The organism is Empedobacter sp. UBA5528 (genome assembly GCF_002426075.1).
GTDB classification, from domain to species: Bacteria; Bacteroidota; Bacteroidia; order Flavobacteriales; family Weeksellaceae; genus Empedobacter; species Empedobacter falsenii_B.
In genome coordinates this window covers 26,889-42,213 of the sequence record NZ_DINY01000023.1, presented here as the reverse complement: position 1 = coordinate 42,213, position 15,325 = coordinate 26,889, and the positions used below count along the sequence as shown (strand labels likewise).

Genomic DNA, 15,325 nt, shown 5'->3' with positions numbered 1-15,325 from the left:
TTACATCGCCATAATTTTTTGTAAATAAGAATTAAAAGCTGTTGGGGTGTTTACGTTTATATACGGAACTTTTTCGGTTATTTTTTCTTTTAGAATAGTATAAGTAGCTACAAAAATGGTAACATTTGGAAGATTTTTCGTGATTGATTCGAGATAAATTTCAAGAGAAGTGGAATCATAATTTTTAGAGATATAAATAAAAATATGTGTTATTTGAGTATTTTCAATACATTCTAAAATAGAATTTAAACTCTGATTTTCCCCTAAATAAATTCCTTTTTCGTTATTAATTTTTAAAAGAAGATGAGTATAAATTAATTCTAAATCTTCATTTTCTTTTTCAGGTAAAAATAAAAGCCATTTACGAGAATTTTGATCTGAATATGGAATTGATTTAATCAAATAAAAAAGATGTTTTCTAATTAGGTTTTTAGAAAACGAAATAACCGATTCTTGAATAGTATACTTTTCCATAATGATAGACATTTTGCTTAAAAAAGGAAAAACAATATCTATACAACATTTTTCGATTCCAATTTTATTGAAACAAAGTGTAAGAATAGCGTCAAAGAAACGTGTATCATATGAAAAACAAGAACAGATTAATAACACAATAATTGGTTCATAACTTTTGTTTTTCTGGATATAATTTTGAATTTCAAATTCGGATAAAAGTTGTATTTCTGAAAGTGATTTTACACTTAAATTTTCTACTGTATATTTTTTGTTTGATTCAATTAAAAAAGAAATAATAATAACTTTTTTTAAGTGATCGTGGTTAAATAATGAATTTTTATCAATCTTATCCTCGTTAAACAATTTGAACTTTTTATCCCATAAAACAATCATTTGTTCATCTAGTCTTGACAGATCTGATAGATCTTTTAGAGAATAAGTATTCATAAGTAGAATTCTAAAATAGTTCTCTTTAAAGTTAATAATATATTGTAAATAAATCAATATAAATTATAGTGATTTATTAATAAAACATTAATATTTTATTGAATATGATAATTTTATCTGCACGAAAAACATTGAAATTTATGTTATCTTAGCAAGAGTCATAAAAAATCAAAATCACAAATAAATGTCACAAATTACTCAAGAAGAAAAGAAAGAAAAGTTTGTACATCCAATACAAGAAGTATACACTCCTAAAAACAAAGTACGTATTGTAACTGCTGCTGCTTTGTTTGATGGGCATGATGCGTCGATTAATATTATGCGTCGCATTATTCAAGCAACGGGTTGCGAGGTAATCCATTTAGGTCACGATAAATCGGTTGAAGATGTTGTAAATACTGCGATACAAGAAGATGCAAATGCAATTGCAATGACATCTTATCAAGGAGGTCACAACGAATATTTCAAATATATGTACGATTTGCTTCAAGAAAAAGGAGCGGGTCATATCCGCATCGTTGGAGGTGGAGGTGGAGTAATTTTACCGTCAGAAATTAAAGAGTTGATGGATTACGGAATTACACGTTTATACTCTCCTGATGATGGTCGCGAATTAGGTTTGCAAGGAATGATTAATGATATGGTGGAGAAAGCAGATTTTCCGACAGGGCCATTAGAATTGCCAGAAGGAAAAGATGTTTATCAATCATTAGAAGATAAAGATATCACGACGATTGCGCGACTAATTTCGTTGGCAGAAAATCGTGAAGAAGATTTTTTGAAGGCATTTGATTTCGATAAAGTAGCTGATAAATCTGCACCGGTTTTAGGAATTACGGGAACAGGAGGAGCAGGAAAATCGTCTATGGTAGATGAATTAGTGCGTCGTTTTTTGATTGATTTTCCAGAAAAATCAATTGCTTTGGTTTCTGTCGATCCATCAAAAAAGAAAACGGGTGGTGCTTTGTTAGGAGATCGTATTCGAATGAATTCTATCAACAATCCTCGTGTTTATATGCGTTCGCTGGCTACTCGTCAATCAAATTTAGCGTTATCGAAATATGTGGAGGAAGCGATTCAGGTGTTGAAAGCTGCGAAATATGATTTGATTATTTTAGAAACTTCTGGAATTGGTCAGTCAGATACCGAAATTTTAGATCATTCTGATGCTTCATTGTATATCATGACGCCAGAATTTGGTGCTGCAACGCAATTAGAGAAGATTGATATGTTAGATTTTGCTGACATTGTGGCGATTAATAAATTCGATAAACGTGGTGCGTTAGATGCCTTACGCGATGTAAAAAAACAATACCAACGTAATCATAATCTTTGGGATATAAATCCTGATGAAATGCCTGTTTTTGGAACAATTGCTTCACAATTTAACGATCCAGGAACCAATCAATTATACCAATCAATCATTGATAAAGTGGTTGAAAAAACAAATGCAGATTTGAAATCTTCTTTTCAAATTACAAAAGAAATGTCAGAGAAAATCTTTGTTATTCCACCATCAAGAACGCGTTATTTATCAGAGATTGCTGAAAATAATCGTGGATATGATGTTCGTGCAAATGCACAGAGAGATGTAGCTCAAAAACTATATGGTTTCTTTAAAACAATTGAAACACTTTCTGGAAAAAAGCCAACAATTTCTCAACACGGAATTGATATTTCTGGAACTGAAAATGCAGATTTAGTTAAAATTCTTTTAGCTGAATTTGATAAATTAAAAATGAATTTAGATCCTTTCAACTGGGAAGTAATCACGACTTGGGACGAAAAGGTAAACAAATATAAAAATCCAGTTTATACATTTAAAGTGCGTGATAAAGAAATTAAAATTCAGACACATTCTGAGTCTTTATCGCATTTACAAATCCCTAAAATTGCATTGCCAAAGTACGAAGCTTGGGGCGATATTTTACGTTGGGTTTTACAAGAAAACGTACCGGGTGAGTTTCCTTTTACTTCGGGATTATATCCATTTAAACGTGAAGGTGAGGATCCAACGCGTATGTTTGCGGGTGAAGGTGGACCAGAGCGTACCAATCGTCGTTTCCATTATGTATCGAAAGGAATGCCAGCAAAGCGTTTGTCTACAGCGTTTGATTCGGTAACTTTGTATGGAAATGATCCAGGTCATCGTCCTGATATTTACGGAAAAATTGGTAATGCTGGAGTTTCGATTTGTTGTTTAGATGATGCGAAGAAATTATATTCTGGTTTCGATTTATCACATCCAGCTACTTCGGTTTCTATGACGATTAACGGTCCTGCGCCTATGTTGTTAGGTTTCTTTATGAATGCCGCAATTGATCAAAATTGTGAAAAATACATCAAAGAAAATGGTTTAGAAACTGAAATTGAAGCAAAAATCAAAGCTATTTACGAAGACAAAGGTTTGGAAAGACCTCGTTATAATGGCGATTTACCAGAAGGAAATGATGGTTTGGGGTTAATGCTTTTGGGTGTAACTGGTGATCAGGTTTTACCTGCAGAAGTTTATGCTGAAATTAAGAAAAATACGTTAGCTCAGGTTCGTGGAACTGTTCAGGCAGATATTTTAAAAGAAGACCAAGCACAAAATACGTGTATTTTCTCAACAGAATTTGCGTTGCGTTTAATGGGCGATGTGCAAGAATATTTCATCAATCAAAATGTACGTAATTTTTATTCGGTTTCTATTTCGGGTTACCATATTGCTGAAGCAGGAGCGAATCCTATTACGCAGTTAGCGTTTACGTTAGCTAACGGATTTACGTATGTTGAGTATTATTTATCTCGCGGAATGGATATCAATGCGTTTGGGCCAAACTTATCGTTTTTCTTCTCCAATGGTATCGATCCAGAATATTCAGTAATTGGTCGTGTGGCGCGTAAAATTTGGGCAAAAGCCTTGAAAAATAAATACGGAGCTAACGAACGTGCACAAATGTTGAAATACCATATTCAAACTTCGGGTCGATCGTTACACGCGCAAGAAATTGATTTCAACGATATTCGTACGACGTTGCAAGCTTTATATGCGATTTACGACAACTGTAACTCGTTACATACCAATGCGTACGATGAAGCAATTACAACGCCAACAGAAGAATCGGTTCGCCGTGCAATGGCTATTCAGTTGATTATCAATAAAGAATTAGGTTTAGCGAAGAACGAAAATCCAATTCAAGGTTCATTTATAATTGAAGAATTAACGGATTTAGTAGAAGAAGCAGTTTTACAAGAATTTGATCGTATTACAGAACGTGGTGGCGTTTTAGGAGCGATGGAAACGATGTATCAACGTTCTAAAATTCAGGAAGAATCATTGTATTACGAAACATTGAAACACAACGGAACGTTCCCAATTATTGGTGTAAATACGTTCTTAAGTTCAAAAGGTTCGCCAACAGTGGTTCCTGCGGAGGTTATTCGTGCAACAGAAGAGGAAAAACAATTTCAAATTAAAACTAAAGAAAACTTGAATAAAATTAATGAACAACAAGCTGAAAGTGCATTAGAAACTGCACAACAAGCGGCTATTAACAATCAAAATATTTTTGAAGTGTTGATGGAAGCAACCAAAGTTTGTTCATTAGGACAAATCACTTCTGCCTTATTCGAAGTAGGCGGACAGTACCGTAGAAATATGTAATTTTTTTATTAATAATACTTTAACAGCCTCATCTTTTGATGGGGTTGTTTTCTTTTAAAAATACTTATAAACTAATATGAAAAAAAATGTAATTGTAGCTTTATTCACCTTGTTAGCAATGCCAAGTTTTGCACAAAAAGTTTTACATACCAATGAAAAAATGCTTGAAATAAAAGTAAATGGTAAAATATCAAGCAAATCTTGGGCTATTAATTCTAAAATTAAGCCAGATGTTTTTATGGCAGAAGTTTCAAATGAAAAGAGTGAAGTGATTTATTCTGATGGAAAGAATAATCTTTCTTTTGATTTAAAAAAAGGTGAAACGATTGATTTTTTAATCATTCAGAATAAGAAAGATACCGCTTATCAACGTATTATTGGAATTGCACCTAACGTAAATTTTACAAAAGATTATATCAATAAATATAAAGGAAAAACTGAAGTTGCGATTCCGGAAGTGAGTGAATTGGTCAATATTTTAATGGCTTTGCATCCCGATGCTGAGAAAGAAATTAATATGTTTGACACCAAAACAGAATATTATAAACAAGTAAAAGAGTACTTTAAGCCTTATTTGAATCATCCTGCGATAGATACGATTAAAAAATATATTACAGATTTACAGTATATTGAGGATTACAAAGGAAATATGTTTTCTAATACAAGTTATCGCTATTATTATGCCTTGAAAATGAATGCTTGTGCATATAATTTTGATAAAAACGGAGAGATTAAAAATAATGGAAACATAGGTCAAATGGCAAAAGGCTGGTATACGTTTGATCCGATGAAAGATGCAAAAGTGTTCCAAGATTTTGCAAAAGTGAGTAATTTTAGAGTATTCTATAAGAACAACCAACCGTATTATACAGAACTTTTGCAAAGGTATAATCAATTAAATCCAATTCAGAAAATGCAAAATTGGTTGGATAAAAAGTTCGGATTTGGTTATGGTTCATACGCAGTATATTTTTCGCCGTTAATTTATGGAGCGCATTCTACATCGCGTTTTGAGGATAACGGATTTACACAAACTATTATGTTCATTGCTCGTGCAGATTTTGATTCAAAATTGACTCCTACGCAAAATGAATTGTTAGAATCACGTGTTGTATTTACTGAAATCGATCATAATTATGTAAATCCTGTTTCTGATAAATATGTGAAACAAATCAATGAAGCATTGTCAAATCGTAAAAAGTGGGCGAAACCTACAATAACTGATATGTATGAATCACCTTACAAGGTTTTTAACGAATACATGACTTTTGCTGTTTATATATTATATGTTCATGATAATTATAGCAAAACAGATTTGGATAAATATTTGCCAGAATTGAATGGAATGATGAGTAATATGAGAGGTTTTGCGAAATTTACAGATTTTAATCAAGTAATGCTTGCAAAGTACAAAGAAAATCCATCAATTAATATGACTGATTTATATGAATATATGCTTGATTGGTGTAAAAAAGAGAATGAAATAGATTAGTTTTTTATACAAATAATAGATTTTTTTAATTTCAAACATGAAAAATTTCCTACTCAAAAAAGATATACAAATTTCTGCAAAACGATATTTTATCGATGCAATGGGCGCAATGGCTTATGGTTTATTTGCGACTTTATTGGTTGGTACAATTTTGAAAACTATTGGTGAAGAGTTAGATATTTCTTTTTTAACTGATATTGTTTGGCCAGTTGCGAATCAAGCGACAGGACCTGCGATAGCATTGGCTATTGCTTATAGTTTACGAGCACCTCAATTGGTGTTATTTTCGTCAGCAGTTATAGGAATTGCAGCATATCAATTAGGTGGACCTTTAGGTGTTTTTATAGCGACAATTGTAGCGGTTGAAGTGGGAAAAATGGTAGCAGGCGAAACACGTATAGATATTGTAATTACACCGATTATTACTGTTTTGGTTGGAGTAATCTTAGCACAAATCATTGGTCCTTCTGTTCAACAAATGATGAAATGGATTGGTGAAATAATTATATTATCAACCGATTCTAATCCTTTGATAATGGGAGTTGTAATTGCTGTAATTGTCGGTATGGTTTTGACTTTACCAATTTCATCAGCTGCTTTGTGTCTAATGTTAGAATTAGACGGTTCAGCAGCTGGAGCTGCAACAATAGGTTGTTGTGCACAAATGATTGGATTTGCTACAATCAGTTTTAAGGATAATGGTTTGAAAGGTGTTTTAGCACAAGGATTAGGGACAAGTATGTTACAGGTTCCGAACATTTATAAAAATTGGAAAATTTGGATTCCACCAACTTTAGCTTCAGTGATTATAGGTCCAATTGGAATTATTTATTTCAATATGGAAAATACAGCTCTAGAATCGGGGATGGGTTCTTGTGGTTTGGTTGGACAAATAGGAACTTTCAATGCCATGAAATCTAAATATGATACTTCATATATTTTAACTTCAATATTAATTTTGCAAATCATTGCTCCAGCAATTATTTCATATTTAATTTACATTTTCATGAAAAAGAAAAACTGGATAAAAGATGGTGATATGAAGTTGGGGTAAATAAAAAATCGGTTGGATAATTCCAACCGATTTTTTATTTAGTTTATACAATATTGATTATTGTAATTTCGAAAAATCAATTTGTGGTGCAGTTTGTTTGTTATCAAACTTGAAAGCTGTTCCAGGTTGTTCAATTTCATTAAAAAAGCCTCCCATCTTCAAGAAATATCCAGTAGATGTTGTTCCTCCAGTTGCATCAATACGTTGATTTGCTTTATAAGTTGCATCAACAGTTAATTTTGCTCCATTTACTTTTTTCCATTCTCCATCATAAACCCATTGATTGTTGAAGTTTACTTTTCTAGTTAAGTAACCTTGTGTTGGCATAAAATTTTCTAGGAAAGAGTGAAATCTTTTTAGGTATGTATTTGTTTTAGGGCGTTTAAAGCTTGCGATGATTTGCCAATTATTCGTTTCTGGCATAAAAAACCAAGCTGTATAAGTTGTCGAATTATCACCATTTGGAACACCTTTCAATAAGAATTTATACGTTGTATCGGCTTTCCAATTGTATTTCATATAACTTTGTCCACCAGAACCTTCGTTACCGAATTCTCCTGTTTTCACATTGTCTCCTTTCTTTAACAAAACGATTTTTTCATCATCAGGAATACTTTTTGGGTCATCAGTTACGAAAGGACTCCAAACTGAAAACAAAATACGTCTTTCCGTTTCTGAATTAGCTTGAATTCCGAAATATCCTTCTCCAAAACCGTTTGCCATATAATAAGAACCAATTATATCAGCGTCTTTTGGTACAACGATTTCATTGTAGTAATATGAAACATTTTTATCAGAAGGAATTTCATAGGCTAAATGGCAAGAAGGTCCACGTCTCGCCCAATAATAGTACTGCGGATCGTTGCTATAAATAATTCCGTTGTCTACAGCAGTTCCACTAACTATAAAATCTGTAATAGCAATTTCGCCTTTCAATCCGCTTAAATCAACAGAAACATAACCCGGTTTTGAAATAGCGAATGTACCTACAGAAATAGTTTTATCAGTAGATTTCCAATTGTATTTTTTTGTTTTTTTATTGAAACCAACATTTAATTGAGCGTCATTTTTAGCTTCACCCTTTAATTGAATATTAACATTTCCAGTTCCTAAAACTTTGAAATACGTTTTTGTTACATTTTTAGTTTGTGGAGAAATTAAAGCATCCACTTTTGTAACTGTAGATGATGATCCTTCTTTATGACCGACTTCAAAAGCATTTCCAACCAAAGGAATGTCATAAGTTTTTGTTTGTTGAGCGATTACATTTCCTCCAACCAAAACGGAAAGAGAGAATAAGATGTAATGAATTGTTTTCATGGTGTTAATTTAATTTATATTTTAATAATTCGTATCCCCTCCTTCAAGACCAACTGTATTTGATTCTTTTACAGTTTTTTTAATAACATTTTTATCATCATTGTTATTTTTCGGTTGATTTATTTCTNNGGTTGATTTATTTCTTTTTCGATGATTTGTGTAGGTGATCTATCTACAGTATTAATTTGTGGCTGGTTTTCTTCAATTTTTTGATTTTCAGTAGTTTTTTTCTTAGTATTACGCAATTTATCCAACAAACGTTTTGCTTGCTTAGCTTCTTCAGTTCCGTCATAAGCAGTAATTACAATTTCTAAAGCTTGTTCAAAATCGCTATCTTTTCCCGTTTGTTTGATTACATAAGCATTTAATAAAGCAAATTTAGCAATGATAATTTCAGTAGGAAATTTTACAATTGCTTCTTGTACTTTTTTCTTTACGTCATCATATTTTTTATCTTGATACAACGTGTATGCAACTTTGTAGGCTTCTAAAGCTTCTTTTGTTTCAGCAGTGATGTATTCAACTTCTGGATTAAGAATATAACCTGCATAAATCGTATTTGGATATTTTGTTAGAATGATATTTTTGTATTCATCTTCTAATTTTTGATCACGATTTTTATAAATACGATACAATTGATAAGTCGCTTTTAATAACACATCTTCCGATTTTGGAGGCGAAGCAACCAAGGCTTTCAACTCTTTTCCAGCTAATTCTGAGTTATTGAAAATATCAAAATATCCAGTACCTAAAGACAATTGCGTTGTATCTCTCACAACTTTCAACTCATTCAATGCTTTTTGAGAAGTTGGAATTTGATCTAAATAATAATCAAGTTCAAAACGTCTTGGATCGCCAGCAGCAATTTGCCCTGTCAATTCATTCTGTTTGTCCTCAATTACAGTACTTATCGCACTCGAATTTCTCCAATTATCTTTCAACGAAATTCCTCCCCAAATACGTTGGAATTCTTGCTGTCCAGTCGATTTTAAATTTTGATTATAGAAATAGAATTTTCCTTTATCAGCATTATTGAAACTCGTCGTAAAACTTGCTGTTTTATTCTCTAACTGAAAAGTTTCCATTTCTTTTTGCTCTTCTATAGCTTGCTTTTCTTCTTTTTTCTTTAATTTTTCAATATAATCTGTGAAGAATTTTGATTGATCTTCTTTTGGAAGTGCAGCAAGTTTTAGAATTGAATCATTTTTCTGAACTAAATAATGTTTTTCCATCAATTTTTTCAAAACATCATTTCGTTTCTGAATACGCGTTTGATCTTCTGGCAAATTATAACTTGTTTGTGCCGAATCATAATAAGCCGATGCGTAAACATAATCGTTTTGCTTGAACTTTATATCACCATAATTTTCGAAAGCGCGCCCACGAATATAAGGATCAGACATTGGTTCCTTCAAACTCAATTTTGCATATTCTACAGCATCATCCATTTTGTCAGCTCGAAAAGCCATTTCAGAAATTCCGTAATATAACTCGTTTTTCTTCGATGCATAAATTCCTTTATTCGAGATGTCCAACAAGTTTTGCTTGTAATTTCCGTAATTATTAATTTTTGGATCAAAATTAGCTGCAATCGCCAACTGCGATTTGATTTCCATATCAAATCCAGGCTTCATTTTATAAACTTGCGTGAAAGCTTCACCAGCTTCTTGTTGTTTTCCTAATTTAGAAAAAACTTGTCCTAACGTATAAAATATTCGAACTCGTTCATCTTTATTTGTAGAAAAATATTCGGCTTTTTGCAATGGATCAAGTGCTTCTTCGTACTTTTTTTGATCAATTAAAAATTGAGCATAGGTACGCGCAATCATTGTTTTTAATTCTTTACTTTTATACGGATCGTTTTCGTAAAGTTTTTGTAAAGTTTCGATTCCATCAAAGTAATTTCCACCTTTTATTTCGGCAACAGTTTTGTAAACATGCGCTTCTTGCGCGTATTTAGAATCTTTGAAATTTTTGACAACATAGTTTAAAGCATCAAGCGCTTCAAAGTATTTTTTTTGATAAAATAATGATTTTCCAATCAATAAATAAGCGCGACCCATCAAAGGATTATTTTCTTTTCCTTTAATTAACATCGAATGTTTTTCGATTGCTTTCGAAGCTTTTGCCTCTACAGCAGCAAATCCAACAGGTTTTTCTACTTTATCTTGATTATTTCGATTTCCACTTCCAATACCAAAATTGGGCGTATTAAATTCACCTAAATTAGCAGAGTCCGAAACAGAAAAATATTCTATTCCAACAGGTAAAATCTTCGAGTAATTTTCTACATAATTTGTTTGTAGTTCTGTGTTCTTTTTTTCTAACTCATCCTCAGCATTGAATACTCCATTAAACCACGATGTCATCTTGTGATATTGTCGGTTTTTGAAACTATTTTTTTGCGTAGAACAGCCGATTAAAAAACTTGCGGCGAAGATACTCAGTACAATCTTTTTCATGATAGCGAATAAAAACAAATCTACAATAAAACGTTCGATTAGAAAAAATCTTGTATCCTTCGAAAAAATAAGATAATTTTATGTGGAATAGAAATAATAGAGAAGCGACTTTTTACGGGATGATTATAAAATGATAGCTAACGTTTTAGCTTTAATGTAATTAGTGATTTGACTAAGAAAAATCATTGCAATTGTTGTTAAATTATTTAGAATATTCGTTTAAATTCGACCAATAATAATGTTTTAAAGGAACAGCATGAAAGCTTTTTTAGCGAAAATTTTTGCAAAATACATTGTCAACAAAGAACAAAAGTGGATAAATAATCCGCTAGAAACACAAGACAAAATTCTAAATGAATTGATTATTGCTGCAAAAAATACAAAGTTTGGAGTTGATCATCATTTTGAATCAATCAAAAATTATGAAGATTTCAAATCGCAAGTTCCAATCAACGATTACGAAGGGTTGAAACATTATTTTGATGAGGTAATTGAAGGGAAACTTAATATTCTATGGCCTGGAAAACCTCTTTATTTAGCTAAAACTTCTGGAACTACTTCTGGTGCAAAATATATTCCGCTTACAAAAGAATCCGTTCCTTCGCATATAAATTCTGCTCGAAATGCTTTATTGTTTTATATTAATGAAACAAAGAATTCTAATTTTGTTGACGGAAAAATGATTTTCTTACAAGGAAGTCCAATTCTCGAAGATATAAACGGATTGAAAGTTGGTCGACTTTCTGGAATTAGTGCGCATTTTGTTCCAAATTATTTACAAAAAAATCGTTTGCCGTCTTATGAAACAAATGTGATTGAAGATTGGGAAACGAAAGTGGATAGAGTAGTGGATGAAACGGTGAAAGCTGATATGACGCTGATTTCTGGGATTCCGCCTTGGTTGATTATGTATTTTGAACGATTGATTAAAGTTTCTGGAAAAGAAAACGTTCAGTCGATTTTTAAGAATTTACAATTAATGGTAACAGGAGGTGTAAATTATGAACCATATCGCGATAAAGTGAATCAATTAATTGGTCGAAAAATAGATTGTATTCAGACTTATCCTGCTTCAGAAGGGTTTATTGCATATCAAGATTCACAAACAAGTGATGATTTATTGCTTTTATTGAACAATGGAATTTTTTATGAATTTGTTCCAGTTGATGAATTTTTTGATGAAAATCCAACCCGAATTTCCTTGAAAGATGTTGAAGTAGGAAAAGATTATGTTCTAATTCTCAATACAAACGCAGGTTTGTGGGGATATAATATTGGTGACACAGTTCGTTTTACTTCGATAAAACCTTATAGAATTGTTGTTTCTGGTCGAATTAAACATTATACATCTGCTTTTGGAGAACATGTAATTGGTCACGAAGTGGAGCAGGCGTTACAAAAAACTTTAGAAAAACATCCAGCGAGTGTAAATGAGTTTACAGTTGCGCCTCAAGTTAATCCAGCAGAAGGTTTGCCTCATCATGAATGGTTAATCGAGTTTGATAAAAAACCTGAGAATTTAACAATTTTTAATCAAGAATTGGATGCACAAATGCGTCGTCAAAATACATATTATGATGATTTGATTACGGGAAATATTTTGCGTCCACTTGTTGTTTCTGAGGTTAAAACAGAAGGTTTTCAGCATTATATGAAATCGATAGGGAAATTGGGTGGACAAAATAAAGTTCCTCGTTTGTCTAATAACCGCGAAATTGCAGATGAATTTTACAGTCTAAACTTAATTACTACAAATTGAACACACACAGAACAATAGATAAAATGATTTACAAAACGGTAAAAAGTTCATTGGTAACTTTTTCGCAATTAATGCTTCCATCACATTCCAATTTTAGTGGAAAAATTCATGGTGGATTCATTCTTTCTCTACTCGATCAAATTGCATTTGCATGTGCTTCCAAATACTCTGGAAAGTACTGTGTAACAGCATCTGTGGATAGAGTAGATTTCTTAACGCCAGTAGAAGTAGGAGAATTATTAACCCTAAAAGCATCGGTTAACTATGTAGGAAGAACGTCAATCGTTGTAGGAATTCGAGTAGAAAGTCAAAACATCCAAACGGGCGAAATTAAACATTGTAATTCGTCTTATTTTACGATGATTTGCAAAGAAGAAAATGGAGAAAAAGCTGAAGCTCCAAAATTAATTTTGAAGAATTTGAATGAAGTTCGACGCTTTTATAAAGCTTTGCATCGAATTGAAGAACATACAAAAGCAAAAGAACAAATAAAAGATCCGATTGATTATAAATCGCAAGATTTAATTGATCATTTATTGGACAATCATTTCGTGAAAATAGAACTAGATTAAAGTTTTTACATCATTAATAAATAACTCAATTCTGAAAATGAATTGAGTTATTTTGTTTATAGGGTTTTGATAAATAGTTTATATTTTATCTCCTAATTGTTATGCTCCAAAAAATTGATTATTGAATTTGAGTGGCATTACTAAATTGCAAATTATTTAATTTTAAGAAAATTAGGCATTGTATTTGTTTTATCGATTCTTAATATCAAAACCAAACTTTTTATTTAATTCATTATTATGAAAACTCTCTTCAAATTTTTATTACTATTCATTGCAAGTACAACTATTTCATTTGCTCAATCTTCTGGTTTAAATAGTCAATTAATACAAACAAATTTTACTGAAAATAGCTCTAAATCTTCAAATCCTATTAGTTTTGCTGTAGCAGGAAGTGTATTTGTTTTAGCTTTTTGTGCTTTTCGTTTCAGAAAAAAAATTGTCTAAAACGAAACAAATCATTTTTTCGAAATCAGAAAAACGATTTAATTTCTAAATTTGTAAAATGAAATATTTATTCATTTTACTTGTATTGTTAGTGCTGTTTGTTATTAACAAAAAATTAAAAACAGTTCCAATTGAAAAACCACTTCCGAAAGAAGAAGAACCAAAAATATCGTTTTTAAAAATTGAAAAAAATGATGATTTGATTGATGATTCTAATCAACAAATTTCAGAATTTCAAGTAAAAATAGATTCGGTAACAAAGAAAAAAAATACATTAGAATTCTTAATTTCTATTCAAAATAATACCGAAAAAACAGTTCGTATAAATATCGTTGAAGCTGATTTTTATTCAAATTTTTCTCAAAAAAAAATCAAAGCTGATGTTACATTTTATGGAGAATTGGCAATGGGGACAAATGATATTTTATTGAAAAATACCATTTTACCTGATTCTCACGTTATCCGAAATATTTATTTTTTCGAAACAGATTTAATTCATTTTAATCAAAACGATTATCTGGAAATTGATATAGAAATTAATGGAGAACATCATCAGTTCAAAAACTATTTTCATCAAACAACTTTCGAATCGATTAAATACATTCAGTAATCTGATTTTTTGATTTGAATTGTAAGGCTTAATTTTGCATTTCAGAATTTAGAGATATGAAACATATACAATTGATGCTTGGAAGCTTGATGCTTTTTGGATTAACAGCTTGTCAAACACCAAAAATAGTTACTGAACAACAACCAGTTCAGCAAAAAAGTTTACAAGTTGATGGTAAAATTTATGCTGCATTTTTTCAACAACGTGCTGCTGAATATCAAGCCTTAAGCCAGCAAGCTTATAATGTTGCTAAAATGAGATTGGATGAAGCAATTGCGACAAAAGGCGCAAAACCTTTAGCGATTGTAACGGATATTGACGAAACTTTTTTGGATAATTCGTACTATGCAGTAGAAATGGCGCGTCAAGGAAAAACGTGGTCGCAAGAAACTTGGGCAAATTGGACGTCGAAAGGAATTGCAACTCCTTTGGCTGGTTCTCAAGAGTTTTTTCAGTATGCAGCGAGTAAAGGTGTTCAGATTTTTTACGTTACAAATCGATACGAAGTAGAGCGTCCTGGAACTTTGGCAAATTTAGAAAAATACAATTATCCAATTCAAAGTGCTCAGAATTTGATTTTGAGAAGTAAAGAAAGTAGCAAAGAAGCACGTCGTCAAAATATTTCGAAAGATTATGACATTGTTTTATTGTTAGGAGATAGTTTAACAGATTTTTCTTCTTTATTTGATAATCATAAATCTGAAAAAGAAAGAGCGGCAGCTGTAGAAACTTTAAAATCTGAATTTGGAAAACGATTTATTGTATTGCCGAATGTTGGATATGGAGATTGGGAATCTGCAATATTTGATTACAAATATGACTTGACGCAAGAGCAAAGAGATTCGATTATATACGAAGCTGCGAGAGAAACTCCTGTGAAATAAAGAATAAATACACAATGAAAACTGTCTTAATCGGACAGTTTTTTTTTGATTTATAAAAAAGTGAGAAATTAAATTTTAAATACATTTAACATGTTTTTGTTAAAAATAATCTATTAATTATTATTTGATCTGTAAAAAAATAATATTTATTTATTGAATATATAGTTTTTTTCTTTGTG

At 31.4% G+C, this 15,325-nt stretch carries 11 protein-coding genes; 8 read left to right on the top strand and 3 right to left on the bottom strand.

The features are described from left to right. A complete protein-coding gene (locus tag B4L98_RS04205) occupies positions 1-903 on the bottom strand; it encodes a hypothetical protein (protein ID WP_280049674.1) in 903 nt (300 codons plus the stop codon). Between the two features lie 184 nt (positions 904-1,087). Between B4L98_RS04205 and B4L98_RS04200 the strand changes: the two genes are divergently transcribed. The 3 genes from B4L98_RS04200 (at position 1,088) to B4L98_RS04190 (ending at position 7,095) form a co-directional block, all read left to right on the top strand. Then, positions 1,088-4,549 (top strand): methylmalonyl-CoA mutase family protein, encoded by a 3,462-nt coding sequence (locus B4L98_RS04200; RefSeq protein WP_291049238.1) that lies wholly within the window; start codon positions 1,088-1,090, stop codon positions 4,547-4,549. Between the two features lie 76 nt (positions 4,550-4,625). After that, positions 4,626-6,041, top strand: coding sequence for a DUF4932 domain-containing protein (locus B4L98_RS04195; protein WP_291049241.1), 1,416 nt, complete (start codon positions 4,626-4,628; stop codon positions 6,039-6,041). Between the two features lie 37 nt (positions 6,042-6,078). After that, entirely contained in the window at positions 6,079-7,095 is a 1,017-nt protein-coding gene (locus B4L98_RS04190) for a PTS transporter subunit IIC (protein ID WP_286495173.1), read from the top strand. 57 nt (positions 7,096-7,152) lie between these two features. Here B4L98_RS04190 and B4L98_RS04185 read toward each other — a convergent pair whose 3' ends face one another. After that, positions 7,153-8,415, bottom strand: coding sequence for a DUF3472 domain-containing protein (locus B4L98_RS04185; protein WP_286495172.1), 1,263 nt, complete (start codon positions 8,413-8,415; stop codon positions 7,153-7,155). Between the two features lie 119 nt (positions 8,416-8,534). Further along, entirely contained in the window at positions 8,535-10,478 is a 1,944-nt protein-coding gene (locus B4L98_RS04180; protein ID WP_422653355.1) for a tetratricopeptide repeat protein, read from the bottom strand. Positions 10,479-11,133: 655 nt separating this feature from the next. Here B4L98_RS04180 and B4L98_RS04175 point away from each other — a divergent pair. The 5 genes from B4L98_RS04175 to B4L98_RS04155 all read left to right on the top strand — a co-directional run bounded on the left by B4L98_RS04175 (position 11,134) and on the right by B4L98_RS04155 (position 15,146). Further along, entirely contained in the window at positions 11,134-12,636 is a 1,503-nt protein-coding gene (locus B4L98_RS04175) for a GH3 family domain-containing protein (RefSeq protein WP_291077622.1), read from the top strand. Between the two features lie 23 nt (positions 12,637-12,659). After that, entirely contained in the window at positions 12,660-13,208 is a 549-nt protein-coding gene (locus tag B4L98_RS04170; protein WP_291073234.1) for an acyl-CoA thioesterase, read from the top strand. A gap of 237 nt (positions 13,209-13,445) precedes the next feature. Further along, complete coding sequence (locus B4L98_RS04165) at positions 13,446-13,652, top strand: hypothetical protein (RefSeq protein ID WP_125350324.1); 207 nt, start codon at positions 13,446-13,448, stop codon at positions 13,650-13,652. 58 nt (positions 13,653-13,710) lie between these two features. Then, entirely contained in the window at positions 13,711-14,262 is a 552-nt protein-coding gene (locus tag B4L98_RS04160) for a hypothetical protein (RefSeq protein ID WP_291077620.1), read from the top strand. 56 nt (positions 14,263-14,318) lie between these two features. Continuing rightward, positions 14,319-15,146: a 5'-nucleotidase, lipoprotein e(P4) family gene (locus B4L98_RS04155; RefSeq protein ID WP_125350322.1), complete on the top strand. Its 828-nt coding sequence runs from the start codon at positions 14,319-14,321 to the stop codon at positions 15,144-15,146. Positions 15,147-15,325: the final 179 nt, after the last annotated feature.

Coding starts and splice junctions, on each gene's coding strand:
- B4L98_RS04205 (WP_280049674.1), bottom strand. CDS start 903: ATGAATACTTATTCTCTAAAAGATCTATCAGATCTGTCAAGACTAGAT.
- B4L98_RS04200 (WP_291049238.1), top strand. CDS start 1,088: ATGTCACAAATTACTCAAGAAGAAAAGAAAGAAAAGTTTGTACATCCA.
- B4L98_RS04195 (WP_291049241.1), top strand. CDS start 4,626: ATGAAAAAAAATGTAATTGTAGCTTTATTCACCTTGTTAGCAATGCCA.
- B4L98_RS04190 (WP_286495173.1), top strand. CDS start 6,079: ATGAAAAATTTCCTACTCAAAAAAGATATACAAATTTCTGCAAAACGA.
- B4L98_RS04185 (WP_286495172.1), bottom strand. CDS start 8,415: ATGAAAACAATTCATTACATCTTATTCTCTCTTTCCGTTTTGGTTGGA.
- B4L98_RS04175 (WP_291077622.1), top strand. CDS start 11,134: ATGAAAGCTTTTTTAGCGAAAATTTTTGCAAAATACATTGTCAACAAA.
- B4L98_RS04170 (WP_291073234.1), top strand. CDS start 12,660: ATGATTTACAAAACGGTAAAAAGTTCATTGGTAACTTTTTCGCAATTA.
- B4L98_RS04165 (WP_125350324.1), top strand. CDS start 13,446: ATGAAAACTCTCTTCAAATTTTTATTACTATTCATTGCAAGTACAACT.
- B4L98_RS04160 (WP_291077620.1), top strand. CDS start 13,711: ATGAAATATTTATTCATTTTACTTGTATTGTTAGTGCTGTTTGTTATT.
- B4L98_RS04155 (WP_125350322.1), top strand. CDS start 14,319: ATGAAACATATACAATTGATGCTTGGAAGCTTGATGCTTTTTGGATTA.